17 protein-coding genes are annotated in these 18263 nt (G+C 63.6%); 6 read left to right on the top strand and 11 right to left on the bottom strand.

Annotated elements, in window-relative coordinates; all coding sequences use genetic code 11:
- Positions 1-39 precede the first annotated feature (39 nt).
- Positions 40-1404, bottom strand: coding sequence for an NAD(P)-binding domain-containing protein (locus tag C7G61_RS20455; RefSeq protein WP_108517655.1), 1365 nt, complete (start codon positions 1402-1404; stop codon positions 40-42).
- A 52-nt stretch (positions 1405-1456) separates the two neighbouring features.
- Positions 1457-1774, bottom strand: a complete 318-nt coding sequence (locus tag C7G61_RS20450; RefSeq protein ID WP_108517653.1) for an ArsR/SmtB family transcription factor — start codon at positions 1772-1774, stop codon at positions 1457-1459.
- A 118-nt stretch (positions 1775-1892) separates the two neighbouring features.
- Between C7G61_RS20450 and C7G61_RS20445 the strand changes: the two genes are divergently transcribed.
- The 5 genes from C7G61_RS20445 to C7G61_RS20425 all read left to right on the top strand — a co-directional run bounded on the left by C7G61_RS20445 (position 1893) and on the right by C7G61_RS20425 (position 5743).
- The gene (locus C7G61_RS20445) at positions 1893-2252 is read left to right on the top strand and encodes an ArsR/SmtB family transcription factor (RefSeq protein ID WP_108517651.1); all 360 of its coding nucleotides are present in this window, start codon (positions 1893-1895) and stop codon (positions 2250-2252) included.
- 73 nt (positions 2253-2325) lie between these two features.
- A complete protein-coding gene (arsH, locus tag C7G61_RS20440) occupies positions 2326-3093 on the top strand; it encodes an arsenical resistance protein ArsH (protein ID WP_108517649.1) in 768 nt (255 codons plus the stop codon).
- Between the two features lie 243 nt (positions 3094-3336).
- Complete coding sequence (locus tag C7G61_RS20435; RefSeq protein WP_108517647.1) at positions 3337-4032, top strand: aquaporin; 696 nt, start codon at positions 3337-3339, stop codon at positions 4030-4032.
- Entirely contained in the window at positions 4029-4436 is a 408-nt protein-coding gene (gene arsC / locus C7G61_RS20430; RefSeq protein WP_108517645.1) for an arsenate reductase (glutaredoxin), read from the top strand. The genes C7G61_RS20435 and arsC overlap by 4 nt, the downstream gene beginning before the upstream one ends.
- Positions 4437-4483: 47 nt before the next feature.
- Positions 4484-5743, top strand: coding sequence for an adenylate/guanylate cyclase domain-containing protein (locus C7G61_RS20425; protein ID WP_108517643.1), 1260 nt, complete (start codon positions 4484-4486; stop codon positions 5741-5743).
- On the opposite strand, the gene C7G61_RS20420 is transcribed toward C7G61_RS20425, so the two are convergent.
- The 6 genes from C7G61_RS20420 to C7G61_RS20395 form a co-directional block, all read right to left on the bottom strand.
- Positions 5740-6954 (bottom strand): multidrug effflux MFS transporter, encoded by a 1215-nt coding sequence (locus tag C7G61_RS20420; RefSeq protein ID WP_108517641.1) that lies wholly within the window; start codon positions 6952-6954, stop codon positions 5740-5742. The two genes, C7G61_RS20425 and C7G61_RS20420, sit on opposite strands and share 4 nt — an antisense overlap.
- A 245-nt stretch (positions 6955-7199) precedes the next feature.
- On the bottom strand, positions 7200-8444 hold the full coding sequence (locus tag C7G61_RS20415; RefSeq protein WP_108517639.1) for an MFS transporter: 1245 nt from the start codon (positions 8442-8444) through the stop codon (positions 7200-7202).
- A gap of 199 nt (positions 8445-8643) precedes the next feature.
- Positions 8644-10647 carry a peroxidase family protein gene (locus C7G61_RS20410; protein WP_108517637.1) on the bottom strand — a complete coding sequence of 668 codons (2004 nt, stop codon included), beginning with the start codon at positions 10645-10647 and terminating at the stop codon, positions 8644-8646.
- A gap of 215 nt (positions 10648-10862) precedes the next feature.
- Positions 10863-12629, bottom strand: a complete 1767-nt coding sequence (locus tag C7G61_RS20405) for a flotillin family protein (RefSeq protein ID WP_108517635.1) — start codon at positions 12627-12629, stop codon at positions 10863-10865.
- A 3-nt stretch (positions 12630-12632) separates the two neighbouring features.
- Complete coding sequence (locus C7G61_RS20400; RefSeq protein ID WP_108517633.1) at positions 12633-13292, bottom strand: OB-fold-containig protein; 660 nt, start codon at positions 13290-13292, stop codon at positions 12633-12635.
- The gene (locus C7G61_RS20395) at positions 13289-14419 is read right to left on the bottom strand and encodes a PspA/IM30 family protein (protein ID WP_108517630.1); all 1131 of its coding nucleotides are present in this window, start codon (positions 14417-14419) and stop codon (positions 13289-13291) included. The genes C7G61_RS20400 and C7G61_RS20395 overlap by 4 nt, the downstream gene beginning before the upstream one ends.
- Positions 14420-14541: 122 nt before the next feature.
- Here C7G61_RS20395 and C7G61_RS20390 point away from each other — a divergent pair, with 122 nt between their 5' ends.
- Complete coding sequence (locus tag C7G61_RS20390; RefSeq protein ID WP_190241897.1) at positions 14542-15936, top strand: Nramp family divalent metal transporter; 1395 nt, start codon at positions 14542-14544, stop codon at positions 15934-15936.
- A gap of 113 nt (positions 15937-16049) precedes the next feature.
- Here the strand turns inward: C7G61_RS20390 and C7G61_RS20385 are convergent, their stop codons facing one another.
- The 3 genes from C7G61_RS20385 to C7G61_RS20375 form a co-directional block, all read right to left on the bottom strand.
- Entirely contained in the window at positions 16050-16436 is a 387-nt protein-coding gene (locus C7G61_RS20385) for a hypothetical protein (protein ID WP_108517625.1), read from the bottom strand.
- A gap of 166 nt (positions 16437-16602) precedes the next feature.
- Positions 16603-17379 (bottom strand): arginyltransferase, encoded by a 777-nt coding sequence (locus C7G61_RS20380; protein WP_108517623.1) that lies wholly within the window; start codon positions 17377-17379, stop codon positions 16603-16605.
- A 160-nt stretch (positions 17380-17539) separates the two neighbouring features.
- On the bottom strand, positions 17540-18166 hold the full coding sequence (locus C7G61_RS20375; protein WP_108517621.1) for an RDD family protein: 627 nt from the start codon (positions 18164-18166) through the stop codon (positions 17540-17542).
- Positions 18167-18263: the final 97 nt, after the last annotated feature.

The following is an 18263-nucleotide window of genomic DNA, read 5'->3' as shown; positions in this document are numbered from 1 at the left end:
GATCGGCCTTCCAGAAAAATTCCGTTCACTCCCTATTGATCAGGAGGCGCAGCCGCACCCCGTCTTGCCGTCCTGCTTTGATTTCTCATCCGCGACGCAACACGCGTCAACATCCGATAATGCAGGGCCGCCGCAACAATTGCTGGCATCTGGCGCGAGCGGCCGGCTGCAGACGCCGGTCTCGGGCAGCACCAGTTCGACGCGCTCCGCGGCCGCGCGGTCGCCGGCGATGTCGGCGGCAATCGAGCGCACCTGCTCGTATCCCGTGAGCATCAGGAAGGTCGGCGCGCGGCCGTAGGATTTGATGCCGGCGAAATAGAAGCCGGGCTCATCCTGCGCAAGTTCACGGGCACCGTGCGGCCGCACGGTGCCGCAGCTATGCTCGTTGGGATCGATCAGCGGCGCCAGCGCGACCGGGCATTCGATCGCCGGATCGAGCCGGATGCGCAACTCGCGCGCAAAGTCGAGGTTCGGGCGAAAGCCCGTTGCGACGATGAACTCGTCGGCGATGACCCGGCGGGCCGAGCAGCCGGAGAGGGCGGCCACGACAAGGCTGGGGCCATCGGCGATGAGATGCGAAACACGAAATCCGCTTTCCAGCTTGATCCGGCCGGCGGTCACCAGCGCGGCAAAAGCCGCACCCAGCTCGCCGCGGGCCACCAGCTTGTCGTTGGCGCCGCCGCCAAAGGCCTTGGCGGGATCGCTGCCGCGCAACAGCCAGACCGGTCGGGTTTCAGGTGCTTCTGCCGCAAGCTTCGCCAGATCGGTCAGCGTGCCGATCGCGGAATGCCCGGCACCCAGCACGGCTACGGTCTTGCCGGCATAGCGTGCGCGGTCCTTACCCAATACGTCGGGCATGCCGTAGGCGATCCTGTCGGTGGCCTCTGTCTCGCCGATGGCGGGGAGGCCGTTCGCGCCCGCCGGATTCGGCGAGTGCCAGGTGCCGGATACGTCGATGACCGCATCGGCCTTGACGACCTCAGGACCTTTCCCGTTCTGATACCGGATTTCGAACGGCGCGGCCTCGCGGCCTTTTGTTTTCAGCTTGTCGAAGCCGATGCGGCTGATGCCCGTGACGCGGCTCGAGGTGTGGATGTGCGGCTTGAGCGCGGCGTGGGCCGCAAGCGGTTCGAGGTAGCGCTCAACTATCTCCGCGCCGGTCGGATACTGATCGGGTTCGGGAGAATTCCAGCCTGTCGTCGCCAGCAGGCGCGCCGCCGCTTTGTCGACGTTGTATTCCCATGGAGAGAACAGTTGAACATGGCCCCATTGCCGCATGGCGTGGCCGACAGTTTCGCCGGCTTCCAGCACGATCGGCTGCAGGCCGCGCTCCAGAACATGGGCGGCGGCGGCCAAGCCTACCGGTCCGGCTCCGATGATGGCGACGGTCTTGGCTTCGCTCATGGCATTCTCCCATTAAACTGGAAATATCGAAATATGGCGCAAATGATGATGCTTATGCCGCCGTCCTGGCATCCTTTGTTTCGGCGCTCTCCGTGCAGCATTCCGCGACCAGAAAACCCACCAGCTCCCGCATCACTTCGTAGTTGGCGTGGCAGATCAGCGTGGTCGCATCGCGCACCTGGGTCACGAGGCCGACCACCACCAGCGCCTTGATGTGGTGGGAGAGGGTGGAGGGCGCGATCTTCAGCTTCTCCTGCAGCCGCCCGACCGCTAGCCCGGCGCCCCCGGCGCGGATCAGCGCGCGGTAGATTTTGAGCCGGGTCGGGTTGCCCAGCGCCTCGAGATGGGCGGCGGCGTCATCGAGCTTCATGGAAGCAACATTTCAGGCTTCGCCTACGATGTCAACTATATTTCTAGAATTACGGAAATAGCGGCGCCTGTCGCTGCGTCGACTTGACAAGTGTCTATATATCGCTAATTCTAGATATATGGAATCAACGGATGCCATTGCCGCGCTGGCCGCACTCGCCCAATCGACCCGTCTCGATGTGTTCCGCTTGCTGGTCAAACACGAGCCGGACGGGCTTTCGGCTGGCGACATCGCCAAGGCGCTCGAGGTCCCGCAAAACACCATGTCCTCGCATTTGTCGGTGCTGTCGCGCGCCGGGCTGGTATCGGCGCAGCGGTTCAGCCGCTCGATCGTCTATCGCGCCGATCTGAGCCGTCTACAGGATGTCGTGCTGTTCATGCTCCGGGATTGTTGCGACGGGCGGCCGGAAATTTGTGCGCCGGTCATCGAAGACCTCACGCCGTGTTGCCAGCCTAGGCCGAGGGGGGCTGATGTCTGAGCGTACCCGCAACGGTCCGTGGAGCGGAAACAGCGCTCGTTCCTTTGGCTCCCATATCAACGGCTGAACGCGTATGAGAGTTCGTACACTATCCGATCCCGACTTCCTGCCCGCCCTAGACAGGCGCCACGTGCCGCAAAGCCAGGCGAGCGGCCTCGCTGCCGACCGCCGGCATTCGCCGCGCATCCTGCTTCTCTACGGATCGCTGCGAGAGCGCTCCTATTCGCGTCTGGTTATCGAAGAGGCGGCCCGTCTCGTCCGCTTCTTTGGAGCCGAACCGCGCATCTTTGACCCATCAGACCTCCCGTTGCCGGATCAGTTCAAGGGCGACGATCATCCGGCGGTGCAGGAGCTGCGTGAGCTGTCGATGTGGTCGGAGGGGCAAATCTGGTGCAGTCCGGAGCGGCACGGCCAGATCACAGGTGTCATGAAGGCGCAGATCGATCACCTGCCGCTCAACATGGGCGGTATGCGGCCGACCCAGGGCCGAACGCTGGCGGTCATGCAGGTTTGCGGCGGCTCGCAGTCTTTCAATGCCGTGAACACGCTGCGGCTGCTGGGTCGCTGGCTCCGGATGTTCACCGTTCCGAACCAGTCGAGCGTCCCAAAGGCATTCCAGGAGTTCGACGAGACCGGCCGGATGAAGTCATCGAGCTACTACGAACGGATTGTCGACGTCGTCGAAGAGCTCGTTCGCTTCACGGTCCTGCTCCGGCCCCACGTTACGACTCTGACGGACCGCTACTCCGAGCGCAAGGCGGCCGCAGGTCTGCAACGCGATGCTGCGTCGGACCTTTCGGCGATTGCGACGGCCCATCAGCGGATGTGTTCCAAGGTGTGAAGAAAACCGCAAGAAGTCCGGAAGAGGCCGATGAAAGAGCAGCTCTGGATCGAACCGAGGCAGCCCGTGATACGGCGGCCTGATACAGCACGCCGGAAAGAGGAATGCCGAGAAGGTAGCCCCGAACAGCGCCAATCCGACCACCAAGGCGATGTCTGGGCGTCAACGTCGGGGTTGAGTTCGTGATGGTCGCCAAAGGAATCGGCATAAGGGATATGGTCCATAACCCCTGCCAGGAACATCATGCAGAATTTTGACCTCACACGCCGGCTCACCGCCGAAGCACTCGGCACCGCGCTGCTGGTCGCGACCGTGGTCGGCTCCGGCATCATGGCCGAAACCTTGACAAAGGACGTCGCGCTGGCGCTGCTCGGCAATACGCTGCCGACAGGTGCGATCCTGGTCGTGCTCATTACGATTCTCGGGCCCATCTCGGGTGCGCATTTCAATCCTGCGGTATCGCTGGTCTTTGCCTTGAAGGGCGAACTGACGCCGCGCGACGCGCTGGGTTACGTTGCCGCGCAGGTGGCCGGGGGGATTGCCGGAACCATGGCGGCGCATGCGATGTTCGCGCTGCCGCTGATTGACGCCTCGCTGAAAATGCGAACCGGCGGCGCGCAATGGTTCGCCGAGGGCGTCGCCGCATTCGGCCTGGTGGCGACCATCCTCGCCGGCATCCGATTCAACCGGTCCGCGGTACCCTGGCTGGTCGGCCTCTACATCACGGCGGCCTACTGGTTCACGGCCTCAACCTCGTTTGCCAATCCTGCCGTTGCCATCGCGCGCTCGATGACCAATACGTTTTCGGGCATTCGTCCCGCCGATCTTCCCGGCTTTATCGCGGCCGAACTCAGCGGCGCCGTCGTGGCGCTGATCTTCATGAACTGGTTGCTGCGCGGGGCAGGCGAGACGGCAACGACCAAGGAGGCCCGGCCATGAGCGTGACCATCTATCACAATCCCGCCTGCGGCACCTCGCGCAATACGCTGACGATGATCCGGCAGAGCGGCGAAGAACCCGAGGTGATCGAGTACCTGAAGACGCCGCCGAGCCGCGTCCGGCTGGTCGAGCTGATCAAGGCCTTGGGCCTCACGCCACGGGAGCTGTTGCGCGAAAAGGGCACGCCCTATGCCGAGCTTGGCTTGGCCGACCCAAAGTGGAGCGACGACGAGCTGATCGACTTCATGCTTGCTCATCCGATCCTGATCAACCGGCCGATCGTGGTGACGCCGAAGGGCGTGCGGCTGTGCCGGCCGTCAGAGCTGGTGCTTGATCTGCTCGACAACCCCATCCAATCCTTCGTCAAGGAAGACGGCGAGGCGGTGACGCGCGCGAAGGGTTGAAGGGCGCGAGGCTTTCACCCGTCACGATTGCGCGGCATAATGGCGGCATGGAACTCACGCCCCGTCTGCGCCTGATGAACTGGCTGGTCAACCAGGGTCTCACAGGCCTACCCGAAAATGATCTGATCCGCGGTTTCTGCCAACGCTGCCGCGCCGAAGGCCTCCCCGTATCGCGCGGGATGGTCTTCATCGATACGCTGCACCCGATCTTCGAGGGCCGCGGCTTTCGCTGGAACGACGCCGAGACCAACGAAAGCGACGTCTTCGAATATGGTTCGACCAACGAGGGCGAAGCCGCGCAGGCCTGGCGCAGTTCGATCTTCTACCACATGCTCGAAAACGGTCATGAGGAACTGCCGGTCGACCTCGCCGACGGCGGGACTCACAGGTTCAAGTTCGTGAACGAACTCGCCGAGAAGGGCCACAAGCATCTGGTGGCCTATGTGCACCGGTTCGGCGAGGCCGGCACCATGGGGCAGATGGACTGCTTCTATTCCTATTGGGTGACCCGGCGCGACGAGGGTTTTGGCGCGCAGGGCCTGGCGGCGTTGCGCGACCTCGTGCCGGTGCTCGGGCTTGCCATCAAGACCGCGGCGCAGGCCGATATCACCAAGACGCTGGGCCGGGTCTATCTCGGGCGCGACACCGCCGAGCAGGTCTTGCGCGGACGGATCACGCGCGGCGTCACCGAGCGCATCAATACCGTGCTGTGGTTCTCCGACTTGCGCGGCTCGACCGCGATCAGCGAGAGCATCGATCCCGGCGAGATCATCCCGTTCCTCAACGATTACGCACAGGCCTCGATCGACGCCATCCATGACGCCGGCGGCGAGGTGCTGAAGCTGATCGGCGACGGAGTGCTGGCGATGTTCACCCATGACAACATGGCGTTGGCAAAACGCACAGCACTTCGCGCCGAACATCGCTTCCGCCGCAACATGAAGGCGCTGACCGCCCGCCGCACCACCGAGGGCCGCCCGGTGACGTCGGCCCATGTCGGCCTGCATGTCGGCGAAGTCTTCTATGGCAATATCGGCAGCGATGACCGGCTCGACTTCACCGTGGTGGGGCCGGCCGTCAACGAGGTCAGCCGCATCGCCTCGATGTGCCGCTCGGTCGACCGCGAATTGTTGATGTCGTCGGCGTTCCGCGCCGGCCTCGATGCCGCCGGGCGGAACTATCTGGTGTCCACCGGCCGCTATGCGCTGCGCGGCATCGGCCGCGCGCAGGATTTGTATACGCTCGATCCTGACATCGCCGCGGATGAGGTGGTGGCAGGGAAGTACGAGCGGTACTTGGCCGGCTAGTTCGGTCTTGCCCGCAGCATGTAGAGCCCGACCGCCAGCAGCGAGAACACTGTCAGCACCATGCCGAGCGCGAACAGCGCCTCGTGCGAGATCGTGGCGGCGAGCCAGACGCCGATGGCGGCCGTCATCATCTGCCAGAAACCGAGCAGCGCCGACGCCGCGCCCGCTTTCTCGCCAAACGGCGAGAGCGCTTGCGCCGTGCCCAACGGACTGACGATGCCCATGCCGAGCAGGAACACGCTCATGGCCGCAAGAAATGGCAGGAAGGTGGGAGTGTACAGCGAAACCAGCAGCATCGCGAGGCTGCCGGCGGCGGCTAGAAACAACGCGCCCAGGATCGGCCGGTCGAGTCCGTAGCGTGGCGCCAGTCGGGTCGCGAGCATGCCGGCGGCGAACACGATCAGCACAGTGCCCGCAAAGAACAGGCCGAGCTGTATAGGCGTGAAGTGCATCGCCTCGATCAGGACGCGGGGCGCGGCCGAGAACATCGAGAACAGCCCGCCCAGGATCAGGCTCACGGTCGCGGCCGGCACCACGAAGCGGCGATCGGCGATCAGGCCGAAGTAGGTTTTGGCGATGGCGAGCGGATCGAGTGGGGTGCGCGTTGCGTGATGGGTCTCGCCGAATACCGTCCCATAGGCCAACGCGCCGAGCGCAGCAAAGGCCGCGACCAGGACGAACTCGGAACGCCAGCCGAAAGCGTGGTCGAGCGCGCCGCCGAGCAGCGGCGAGAAGCCAGGCGCCGCCGCCATCGCGATCATGATCAGCGCCATCGCGCGCGCCAATGCAGCGCCCGAAAACATGTCGCGGGCGATCGCGCGGGACAGCACCGACGTGGCGCAGGCGCCCGCCGCCTGGATCACGCGGCCGATCAAGAGGCTGGTCAGGTCGGTCGCCAGCGCGCACCCGACGCTGCCGGCAAAGAATACTCCAAATCCGATCAGCACCGGCCAGCGGCGGCCGTAACGGTCCGAGATCGGCCCGACCGCAAGCTGACCGACGGCGAACACGGCGAGAAAGATCGTGATCGCCGAGGTCACCGCCGCGCTGGTGACGTTCAGCGATGCCGCCATCTGCGGCAGCGACGGCAGCAGGATGTTGGTGGCGAGCGTTCCGGTCGCGGCAAGGCCTGCCAACACAGCGATCTGCAGGACGGTCGAAGAGGCCTCGGTACGGCGGCTGGCGTCGATCGCGGCGGTCTGGTCGGTCATGGCGGTTCCCGTTCTCATATGAGATGACGTATATCATATAAAACGGGATCAGAAAGCAGCAATCGGCCTCCTACCGGCATTTGGAATAAAACACACGCTTACCCCGTCATTGCGAGCGAAGCGAAGCAATCCATCGTGCCGCGCAAGGAAAGAACGGATTGCTTCGCTGAGCCTGTCATCCGACGGCGCTACGCGCCGACCGGGTGGCTCGCAATGACGATTTCGCCAGCGCGCCTACCGGTCCGCTAACAGCCCGCCGGCTCGCCGACCATGTCCGGCTGCCGGGCCAGCGAGACCGCCGGCGACAGCAGGATCACCAGCGCCTGTGCGCCGAAGATGGTGGCTGCGAGATAGAGGCAGGCTTCCGCGCTGTAGAGCCCGCCGACGATGGCACCGAGCGCGGAGCCGAGCGGACGGGCGCCGTAGCTCATGATGTTGATGGCGGAGACACGCCCGAGCAGCGACGGCGGCGTCACCGATTGCCGCAAGGTGGTCGTCGAGATCACCCACAGGATCGGGCCGACGCCGAGCAGGAAGAAGCTCAAGCCGGCGAGCCATGGCGTCGGCACGATGGTCGTCAGCGCCATCACCGCTGCGGCGACGAAGCCGGTGACGGGCCCGAGCCCGATCACGGTGCCGAAGGCTAGCCGCTTCATCACGCGCGTCGCCGCGAGCGCGCCGGCGACCATGCCGACGCCATACATCCCAAGCGTCACGCCCACGCCGGTGGCCGATAGGCCGAGGTGGCGCACGGCGTAGGGCACGAACACGGCAAGCAGCAGGAACGACGCCGTGTTGAAGATGAATTGCGTGATGAACACCGGCCGCAGCAGCGGGTGATGCAGCACGAACGCCGCGCCTTCCCTGATTTCCTGCAGCGGATGACGCCGCGGCGCGGGCGCACGCGCCGGTTCATAGATGCCCGACAGCAGCACGACTGCGATCACGGACAACGCCGCGGCAAATCCGAAGGCGGGCCCGGCCCCGACCCATCCGACCAGCACGCCACCCAGTGCGGGGCCGCTGGCGAATGCGATCGTGCGCGCCAGTTCGATCCGCGCGTTCGCCGCAGGTAATTGTTTCGACGTCACCAGCGACGGCACCAAAGCGGGTGCGGCGACGCTGTAGGCCACGGTGCCGCATACCGCGATGAAGCCGAGCAGCGAAAGCAGTGGCAGCGTCATTTGCCCGAGCCAGATCAGCAGCAGAATTCCGGCCAACGCCGCAGCGCGCAGCGCCTCCGAGCCCGCCATTACCCAGCGCCGCGAAGTGCGATCGGCGAGCAGACCTGCGGGGATCGCGAACAGGATGAAGGGCAACGTCAGCGCGGTCTGCAGCAGGCCGGTCTGGCCCTCGCCGACGCCGAGCAGCAGCACCGCAACGATGGGCGCTGCGGCGAGCGCGATCTGTTCGGCCGACTGCGCGGCGAGGTTGGACCAGGCCAGGCGGTTGAAGGTTGCGGGCAGGTGAGGCGTCGCATCGGCTGACATGGCTGGATTCCCTGAAAGATTCGATTTTCACCTCATTGTCTGGCCTGAGGACGATCCAACCCACCCGTTTCCCGACAAGCTTTTGCAAACAAAAAACCTCCACACGCGAACGTGTGGAGGTGTTTCACCTTCCGTGATGGCCGGGCTTTATCCGGCACGTGGGCTTTATCCGGCACGTCCTCCTGCCGACCGATTCGCATCAAACGTCGAACAGGAAATCGTGCTTTGTGAGTTCATGAGGCCGCACGCCGGTCAGTTCAATCCGGTCGTCACCGACCTGAACCAATGTGTTGCCGTGGTTGCCCCAGATTTTCACATCGTGAAAGTCCAGACGGCCGGCGTTCTCAAACACCAGCATGTCGATGCCGGGATCGAAGTCGGTGATCTCAGCTTTGGTGGATCCGAAATCGAACACGAATCGGTCAGCGCCGTCATTCCCCGTCATCGTCTGCTTGCCAGTTCCGGCGAACAGGTAATCGCCCTGCGGACCGCCGATCAGCGTGTCGTTGCCGTTGGAGCCGATGACGATCTGGCGGGCTTCGGGATCCTCTGACTCCACGCCGCCGGCGAGGCCGGTGTGCCGCACATAGGTGACGAAGACATCGTCCTGGATATGCTTGGTGTCGGTATTGCGCAGAATGATGTCTGCCAGCGTCGTGCCTTTTATCTCGGACAACGTCCTGGAATCGAACCCCTGATTCTCAAACCAGAACCGGTCGCCATCGCGCAACGCCTCGAACTGCCTCGCAATGATGGCCTGGAAGGTTTCGCCGACAAGCGCGCCAGCGACATGATTTTCCGACAGGCCGCCGGTCCACAGGCCGACATTGTTGACATTGCCGTAAGCCGCTTTCAGCCCGGCCAGCGTCTCCGGATCGCTCGTGATCTGGCTGAAATCCGTGTAGGGGTCGAGGCCAAGTGCTTCACGAGTCTGGTTGAGCGTGCCGAGGCCAACGTCGCGCGCGCGTTGGATATTGATCGCGGCGAGATCCAGCGATACCGGCGGATCGAAAAGAAAATTGCGCAGGTCATCGACGATGCGCGCATCGAGCGCCTGCGATGGATCGGCGGCCAGGTGGCGCAATTGTCCGTCGGCGCCGCCATTGTCGATGAAGTTTGCCGCCGGCTGGAAAAATACATCCTTCAGGTCTTCCTCGGAGCCGGCGATGACCTCGCCGTTTTCCGCAAGGCCTTCGGTCTCGCCCGACACGATCGAATGCCCGAAGCGGAACGCCGCGGCGACGAATTCTAACGACAAATGGGGATCGACATTGGGATCATAGCCGTCATAGGGCGTGAGCGCGTTCTTGCCGACGAGGTTGGGCAGGAATTCCGAATAGGTGATGTTGGCGATTTCCGCCGTCACGATGGCGCGGGCGTGATTGTAGAGTTGGTCGCCGCTCCAGTTCGGGTGCTCGAGGTGCAGCTTGTCGACCCAATAATTGTGTTCGCGGACAAACAGCGTGTGCAGCGCGGTGAGCGCCGGATTTTCTGCGGCGCGGACGTCGCCGGCCACGACCATGCCGTCGACGATCGGCAGGTTGTCGCCTTCCGACGTCAGCATGTGGCCGTCGGCGGTGCGCAGGCTGGCGGCGGTCGCGGCGCTCGACCCATAGACCATCGAGGCGTCGAGCCAGGCGGTATTGGAATTGACCGCCATCGCCGGATTGGATGTGCCCGCACCGGTGGTGGGATCGATGACGGCGCGGGTGATCGGAATGACGGTGCCGGCGGGAAGCACGGGATCATCAGCGGGAACCACAACGCTGATGTCGCTGACGCCGTCGGTCCGGGTCAGCGTCATGTCGTGATCGATGAACTGGCCCCAGGCGTACATGAAGGCGGAGACGCCTTCCGGGTTCGCCACGTCAGGATCGCCGGCGCCGACCACAAGATTGCTGATGGTGCGCGGATTGTTGCCGCCGAGCGGGACGGAGATGCCGTCGGCGAAATGCGCTTCCCCGATGCGTCCGAATTCGGTGCCGGCAGCGTTGAGGGTGGCATCGGATTGATTGTTCTGCGAACCGTCGAAGCTGCGGTATTCGATTTTTGCCGGCTGCGGACCCGGTTGGCACGGCGAACCGTGGTGGCCGTGTGAGCCATGAGACTCATGCGGCCGGTGCAGGTGGTCGAAAAAATCGCCGAAGTGAAAATCGTCGCGATCCCCGTCGCGGTCTCCCCAAGTCCGCTTGAACTGGCGCATTCGGCTGCTCCCTCAGTTGCAATTGCGAATTAGTCGCAATTAATGTCACTAATGAGAGGCATTTGCAATAAGGGCATAAGGGCGCCCAAGCCTGCCTGCAAACCCGCCCGCTGTTCCCCGACAAGGCACACGCGAGCGGTGCCGAGAAAAAAGGCCCGCCGCGTCACCGCGGCAGGCCTCATTGACTTCGATTGAACGGCGTTCTGGCCGCTTGATTACGATTTCGGACCGAGCGTCGCCTTGCCCGTACCAGAGATGGTGGCGGGCGGCGTCACCACGTCATCATCATCTGCATCAAGCACGGCGGGCGCCTCGGCGGGAGCTGCCAGTTGCTGTGCGGCCAGCGCGTTGGTCAGGGTGGTCAGCGCATCCGGGCCGGCGGCGAAGCCACCCTCGGCGAGGATCTTGTCGATGATCGGCTTGAACGCCGAGACTGACAGCAACTGTGCGGCAAGGCCGTCGCCGAGGCCAAGACCGTTGCCATGACCGTTCATGGCGCCGTTGCCGCCGCGACCGAGCATGCCGCCGGTGTCGAAGATCCGGATGTCGGAAATCTTCTCGATCGGCTTGACCGCTTCGGCCAGCGCGTTCGGGATGATGTTGATGCGCGCGAGACTGAGGTCGTAGTCGACCATCGCGGATGAGAGCTTGTTGCGGGCTTCCGCCTTCAACGCCGCCACCTCGGCCTCGGCCTGGCCGAGCGACTTGACGCCGGTGGCGCGGGTGATCGCCGCATCGGCGTCGGCCCTGGCCAGCATGGTGATGGCTTCGGCCTTGTTGGTCGCGGCCTGGTTTTCGGCTTCCGCCATCACGGTGATCGGCATTGCCTCGGTTTCGGCGGCCTTTCGCGCCGCGATCACGTTGATGATCTTGTCGCGTTCGGCGATTTCGACGGCTTTGGCGGTGGTGACCTTTTCCTCGGCCGCAATCGCAAGCGCGCGTGCGGTCTCGGCGACGGTCTGCGCCTCGGATTGCTCCTTGCTCTTGGTGGCGACCGCGATCGCGCTTTCCTGGGCGACGATCTGCAGGTCGCGCTCCATCTCGGTGTTCCGGCGCTTCACCGCGAGATCGGCCTCGATCTTTCTGGTGTCGCGGGCCTGATTGGCTTCGGTCTGCTTGTTGGCGACCGCCAGTTCCTGCTGGATACGGTACTCCGCTTCGTTCTGCAGTGCGGTCTGCTCGACCTGTGCGGTCTGCGCGCGCATCGCGGCGGTCTTGTTGGCGATGTCGCGCTGCTGCGCCAGTTCCGCCTCGCGCTTGGTGGCTTCAATCGTCAGCGTGGTCTGGCGAGCGACGAGGTCCTGCTGCGCGATATTGACCTCGGTGGTGCGGACGATCTGGTTGCGCTCCTGTTCGCGTTCCCTTGTGATCTTGGTCAGCGTCGTCAGACCGTGGGCGTCGAAGAAATTGCTGGGATTGAAATGCTTGATGTCACTCTGGTCGAGCCGCGTCAGCGACACCGACTCGAGCTCGAGGCCGTTGTTCTGGATGTCGGCGCCAACCGCCTCCTGCACCGACTTGACGAAGGTCGCCCGCTGCTCCTGCAGCTCTTCGAGGTTCATGGTGGCGGCCACCGAACGAAGGCCGTCGACGAATTTGGCCTCGATCAACTCGCGCAGCTCGCCGGCGTTGTTGGTGCGGCTGCCCAGCGTCTGCGCGGCGAGCGCGATCGACGAGGCATCGGGTTTGACGCGCACGTAGAATTCGGCGCCGATGTCGACGCGCATGCGATCCTTGGTGATCAGCGAGTCCGGGCCGCCGCGGGCGACCTCGAGCCGCAGCGTCTTCAGGTTGACCGCAGCCGTCGAGTGGAAAACCGGAAGCACGATCGAGCCGCCATCGAGGACGACTTTCTGGCCGCCGAGGCCGGTGCGGACATAGGCCTCGTCACGCGTCGAGCGGCGGTAGAGTTTTGCAAGCAGGAGACCGATAACAAGAACGACAATGACGCCAATAGCGACGGGTACTGCAAGTTCCCACATGTTTTAAGCCCTGTCTGAACGTTGTTGTGCAATGAGGTCGGTTGGAGCGGAAATGGCGATAAAGCTCTTGGCGTCACGGTCGACCAGCAACACGCTGGCGCCGACCGGAAGCGGGGTGGACTCGGGACTGGCGCGTGCGACGAGAGAGTGCCAGTTGCCGAAGACATCCTTGAGACGGACGCGGCCGGGCAATCCCTGGTCGAGCGGCCCGATCGAAACTTCGGCGACGTGACCGATGAAATCGGCCTCCTCAACCGCATAGGTCTCGTCGCGCGGAATGATGCGGGCGATGCCGCGGCTGGTGACCCGGATGACGGGGAGACTCAAGGCTGCGGCGGCAAGCGCGGCGATCGAGACAGGTGCCGAGAGTCCCACACCGTGCGCGAGGCCTTGCAGGAAGAATCCCGCGATCGAGAACACACCGAGCGCGAGGATGATCAGGATCAAAAGCGGCAGACGTCCCGCATTGATCCACAGGAACAGGCCGCCGAGTCCGTTGCCGTGGTCGGCCTCGACGGTGACTTCCTTGCCGACAAGTTCGCTGATCGAGAAGCCGACCAGCGTTGCCAGCAATTCGATGCCGCCGAGCGCCAGCATGATTGCTGCGGCCACGGCGAAGGGCCGCACGTCCGGCGCCAGCAGGATGTCGGTCAGGGCACTCATTGCTGCGATTTGATCCTTTCAAGGCGAGCCGCGATTTCCTTTTCGCGGTGCAACCGGTCGAGTTCGTCGAGCTCCTTGTCGCCGGGCACGCCGGACGCCGGCACGCCGGTGACGCGTGCGATCGCCGCCATTGCCCGATCAGGGCTTACTGTTTTAGTCGCGCCAGCCCCGCGTCCGGTTTCCTGCGGCGAATGCTTTTCGAGGCTCGCTTCGAGATCGGCGAGACGGGTTTCAGCTTCACGCCGTGCGCCAAGCATCGCTTGTAACGCCTTGGTCTGCTCGTCGATTTCGAGTTCGATGAAATCCATCGCGCGTTCGAGCGCCGTTCCCTGTGATTCCAGATCAATTTGCCGTGCGACGCCGGCGCGCGCGAGATCCTCACGGTTTTCTGCAACCGCAAGACGAATCTTGTCCGTCAGCCCGCCAATTTCGACGTCCAGTTCCTCGCGCCGACGCTTCAGACGAAACTCCTCGGCGCGCGACTTGCCAAGCGCATGGCGCGCTTCATCGGCGCCGGCGTCGATTTCACGGATCGCCTGCTTGACCAGCGCGACCTTGTTGCTGTTCTCGGCATTGTCGATGGTCTCGCTGGCAATCGCAGCAAGAAGTCTACCCATACGTGCAAGGATACCCTCGTGAACCATGGTCTTCTCCTCCGGTGCTGTGGATTTCGATTTGACGGCGATGTGGATTTCGTAAGCACGGCCGTCCGAGACCAGGTGAGCCGGGAAGGGACTTTCCCAGCCGGCAAGATAGCCGGGTATTTCGAACGGCACCAAGATGCGGCCGCGGACAGTGCTAATCGTTAGTGAAGTTGGTCCCTTGATCGCGAACAACTTGTCGTCGAGCGGGATGCGGCGCGTTGCGGTGCCCGCTGCGTAATTGGCGCGGTCGCGCAAGCCGAGCGTCACCAGGCGAGCCGGCAGGCCGGTCTCGGTGCGAATCTTCTCGTAGGCCTGGGCGTGCAGCGAGACGAGGTTTGCGCCGACGGGGGCGACTTCTGCGAGGATCGCCATCATCCGCTCATACGCGGCAAAGGTTTCTTCGATCGCAGCGATGCCAGCCTCGTCAGGGGCAAGCGCGTAGCGCAGCGTAGCGGTTGGCGTTTCAAGCGGCAGTTTGATCATAGGATCATCCTAAAGCACTTCCTCAGTGCTTTACAATCAGTTCAGCGGGTATCATTTTCGTGATTGCTAGATGCAGTTGCAAATGAGTTGCAATAAAGATTGATATCGGCCATCTTGTTTAGATGGACGCCCGAACGCCCGCATTGGGCCCGAAGACCCCGATTGAGAGTGTCCCGATGTCCGACACGACTGCCGCCGGCTGGCGCGCTGACGCCGCCGCTGGCACGCAGCTCAGCCTGCCTGAGGTCAATTCGACCATCTCGGTGCCCTTTGGCGGGCATTGGTCGCGCCGGCTGCTGGCCTTCCTCGGCCCCGGCTATTTGGTCTCCGTCGGTTATATGGACCCGGGCAACTGGGCCACCGACCTCGCGGGCGGATCCAAGTTCGGCTACACGCTGCTGTCGGTGATCCTGCTGTCGAACCTGATGGCGATCCTGTTGCAGGCGCTCGCCGCGCGGCTCGGCATCGTCACCGACCGCGACCTCGCGCAGGCCTGCCGCGCCAGCTTTTCCCGACCCGTCAACTTCCTGCTCTGGGTGGCCTGCGAGGCCGCGATCATCGCCTGCGACCTTGCGGAAGTGATCGGCACCGCGATTGCGTTGAAACTTCTGTTCGGCATCCCCCTGATCAGCGGCGCGCTGATCACGGCGCTCGACGCCTTCCTGCTGCTGCTGTTGATGAACAAGGGTTTTCGTTTCCTCGAAGCCTTTGTCATCTCGCTGTTGATCGTGATTGGTGTCTGCTTTGCGATCCAGATCGTGGCTGCCGCCCCGCCGGTGGCCGGGGTGCTGAAGGGCTTTATGCCCTCGAGCGAGATCGTCACCAATCCTGAAATGCTCTACATCGCCATCGGCATCATCGGCGCCACCGTGATGCCGCATAACCTCTATCTGCACTCCTCGATCGTGCAGACCCGCGCCTATGAACGGAACGACAAGGGCCGCCGCGAGGCGATCAAATGGGCGACGACGGATTCTACGATCGCCTTGATGCTGGCGCTGTTCATCAATGCCGCAATCCTGATCGTGGCGGCTGCGACCTTCCATGCGACCGGCCGCACCGAGGTCGCCGAGATCGGCCAGGCATATGAACTGCTATCGCCGCTACTCGGGCTCGGCATCGCCTCGACCCTGTTCGCGGTGGCGCTGCTCGCCTCCGGCCTGAATTCGACGGTCACGGCGACTTTGGCCGGCCAGATCGTGATGGAGGGCTTTCTGCACCTGCGGCTGCCGAGCTGGGCGCGGCGGCTGCTCACCCGCGGCATCGCCATCGTTCCGGTGGTGATCGTCACCGCGCTCTATGGCGAGCGCGGCACCGGCCAGCTATTGGTGTTCAGCCAGGTCGTGCTGTCGATGCAATTGCCGTTCGCGGTGATCCCGCTGGTGAAGTTCGTTTCCGACCGGCGCAAGATGGGCAAATTCGCCATCTCCCGTTCGGTCGCCGCGGTGGCGTGGGTCGTCGCCGGCGTGATCGTCGCGCTGAACGTGAAGCTGTTGTTCGAGACATTCTTCGGGTGAGGAGTTCGTAGCCCGGATGGAGCGAAGCGCAATCCGGGAATCTTGAGAGCGGCCCCGGATTTCGCTGCGCTCCATCCGGGCTACAAGCTAAGCGTGAGCACTCAATCCTGCGGCTAACATAGCCCGCTCATATGCCGGAACTTCCAGAGAGACGGGACATCCTGGGGATTAATTCTTGGCACGTAGCCCCGCAACGTGGTCTTCGGTCCCTTCAGCTTGAATTCATCGATGCCGCACGAGGTCGGACCGTCGTACAGGCTCACCGTCACGTAATAGAAATCGGGTAGGATCTTCTCGATCCTGGCTTCGGATGCAACGTCGGCGTTTGGGCGCTTCCATGAATGGATGACTTTGCGACCGGGCTCGGGCCTGTCGAACAGAGGAACATCCGGCGCGAAGAGATCGGCGGTCTCGCCAACTTTATTGACCTGCTGACCGTAGCCGTTCAGGAATTTCAGAAGCTTCGCAGACGGGGGGGCTGCCCGCGACACAGCGTCCATAATAGTCCGTGTAGCCGGCTTCGCAGGCACAAGCCTCAGCGCTTGTCAGCAAGGCCAAGAAGGGCAATGCGAAGAGGACCAGCGACCTGAAATTCTGAGTGCCGGCAAATGACACCGACAGCGCTGGTGCGCCGCCGCTCGCCGCGCAACGCCGAACCATCATTCTCTAATCCTGCGGCTCGGACAGCATTTCGCCCGATGCGTCGACCCGCAGCCAGCCGGACGGCGCCAGCCGCTGCTGCGGCAGGAAGCGGCCCTTGTAGTCCATCTTCTTGGAGCCCTCGATCCAGTAGCCGAGATAGACGTAAGGCAGCCCGAGCCTGCGGGCGCGGGTGATGTGATCGAGGATCATGAAGGTGCCGAGCGAGCGGCTCTGCTGCGACGGCTCGAAGAAGGAGTATACCATCGACAGCCCGTCGCTGAGCACATCCGTCAGCGCCACTGCGATCAGCTCCTCGCCGCGGCCGGTGATGCCGGTATCGACGCCGCGCTTGCGGTATTCGATGATGCGGGTCTCGACATGGCTGTCTTCCACCATCATCGCGTAATCGAGCACGGTCATGTCGGCCATGCCGCCGTGGCGGTGCCGCCTGTCGAGATAGGCGCGGAACACGGAATACTGCTCCGACGTCGGCACGGCGCTGCGCTGCTCGCCGACGATGTCGGAATTGCGCGCCAGGACCTTCTTGAAATTGCGCGAGGGACGGAATTCGTTGGCGATGACGCGCACGGAAACGCAGGCGCGACACTGGTCGCAGGCCGGCCGGTAGGCGATCGACTGGCTGCGGCGGAAGCCGCCGTGGGTCAGGAGGTCGTTGAGGTCGCCGGCCTTGTCGCCGACCAGATGCGTGAACACCTTGCGCTCGTGCCGGCCCGGCAGATAGGGGCAAGGCGAGGGCGCCGTCAGGTAGAATTGCGGGGTGTCACGCGAGTGCTGGGTCACGTCGGATCGTCAGGCCTCCGAAACAAATCAACCATAGCGCTTTCCCGTTAAGAAAACGCGTCAAAGCGAAAAAGTGCCGGGCCGGCCCCGATTCAATCCGGGCCGGACCAACTGTAACATCGCGCCCCGAGGGCTGACGGTCAATTGGTTTGCTGCTCGCTCAGTAGCTGCTGCGTGCCGATGGCGCTACCTGAGTGCGAACCGAGCTGTTGATGACCACGGTTCCCAGGATGATATCGTGCAGCAGCCGGCGCCGGCCGTTGAACAGGCCGACCAGCAGCACCAGCGGCGTCAGGAACGAGATCGAGACCCAGTACAGCACGGCATGGCAGGCGCCGAGCACGAAATAGCCAGGGGCGCCGTACCAGGTGCGCAGCTCCAGATCCATCGCGCGCATGCCCATGGTGGCCGAATGCGGGCCGCCGATCGAGGCGCCGTAATAGACGATCGCCCACACGATGGTAGCCGGCCACGCCAGCCAGAACAGCATAAAGCCCAGTCCCAGCGTCACGATGCCGAACACGAAGATGAAGATGTAGCCGAGGATGACGGGCACCGACAGCACCACGAGGTCGATCAGGAACGCAAATACTCGCCGCGTCAGCAGGCCGCGAAACAGTTCCGGCTGCAGATCCGGATCGAACGCATGCGGCGGCACCCCGCCGTCGTTCCGCCAGGCGCCGCCGGCACTTGAAGGGCCGCCAGCACTTGAAGGGCCGCCAGCACCTGAAGGGCCGCCAGCACTTGAAGCGCCGCCACCGGTATTGCCAGAGCCGCTATAAGACATGGTCGTCCTCCAGGCCGAATTTACCGAACGAAACATGGGAACCGGCCAAGTGCTCGCCAAGGGCCTGCGACCATTAACAGCGTTCAATATTGGGGGT

The organism is Bradyrhizobium algeriense, from assembly GCF_003062295.1.
GTDB classification, from domain to species: domain Bacteria; phylum Pseudomonadota; class Alphaproteobacteria; order Rhizobiales; family Xanthobacteraceae; genus Bradyrhizobium; species Bradyrhizobium algeriense.
This window is presented reverse-complemented; position numbering and strand designations above follow the sequence as displayed.

Excerpts from the sequence above, each read along its gene's own strand:
- C7G61_RS20455 (WP_108517655.1), bottom strand. The coding sequence starts at position 1,404 with ATGAGCGAAGCCAAGACCGTCGCCATCATCGGAGCCGGACCGGTAGGC.
- C7G61_RS20450 (WP_108517653.1), bottom strand. The coding sequence starts at position 1,774 with ATGAAGCTCGATGACGCCGCCGCCCATCTCGAGGCGCTGGGCAACCCG.
- C7G61_RS20445 (WP_108517651.1), top strand. The coding sequence starts at position 1,893 with ATGGAATCAACGGATGCCATTGCCGCGCTGGCCGCACTCGCCCAATCG.
- arsH (WP_108517649.1), top strand. The coding sequence starts at position 2,326 with ATGAGAGTTCGTACACTATCCGATCCCGACTTCCTGCCCGCCCTAGAC.
- C7G61_RS20435 (WP_108517647.1), top strand. The coding sequence starts at position 3,337 with ATGCAGAATTTTGACCTCACACGCCGGCTCACCGCCGAAGCACTCGGC.
- arsC (WP_108517645.1), top strand. The coding sequence starts at position 4,029 with ATGAGCGTGACCATCTATCACAATCCCGCCTGCGGCACCTCGCGCAAT.
- C7G61_RS20425 (WP_108517643.1), top strand. The coding sequence starts at position 4,484 with ATGGAACTCACGCCCCGTCTGCGCCTGATGAACTGGCTGGTCAACCAG.
- C7G61_RS20420 (WP_108517641.1), bottom strand. The coding sequence starts at position 6,954 with ATGACCGACCAGACCGCCGCGATCGACGCCAGCCGCCGTACCGAGGCC.
- C7G61_RS20415 (WP_108517639.1), bottom strand. The coding sequence starts at position 8,444 with ATGTCAGCCGATGCGACGCCTCACCTGCCCGCAACCTTCAACCGCCTG.
- C7G61_RS20410 (WP_108517637.1), bottom strand. The coding sequence starts at position 10,647 with ATGCGCCAGTTCAAGCGGACTTGGGGAGACCGCGACGGGGATCGCGAC.
- C7G61_RS20405 (WP_108517635.1), bottom strand. The coding sequence starts at position 12,629 with ATGTGGGAACTTGCAGTACCCGTCGCTATTGGCGTCATTGTCGTTCTT.
- C7G61_RS20400 (WP_108517633.1), bottom strand. The coding sequence starts at position 13,292 with ATGAGTGCCCTGACCGACATCCTGCTGGCGCCGGACGTGCGGCCCTTC.
- C7G61_RS20395 (WP_108517630.1), bottom strand. The coding sequence starts at position 14,419 with ATGATCAAACTGCCGCTTGAAACGCCAACCGCTACGCTGCGCTACGCG.
- C7G61_RS20390 (WP_190241897.1), top strand. The coding sequence starts at position 14,542 with ATGGACGCCCGAACGCCCGCATTGGGCCCGAAGACCCCGATTGAGAGT.
- C7G61_RS20385 (WP_108517625.1), bottom strand. The coding sequence starts at position 16,436 with ATGGACGCTGTGTCGCGGGCAGCCCCCCCGTCTGCGAAGCTTCTGAAA.
- C7G61_RS20375 (WP_108517621.1), bottom strand. The coding sequence starts at position 18,166 with ATGTCTTATAGCGGCTCTGGCAATACCGGTGGCGGCGCTTCAAGTGCT.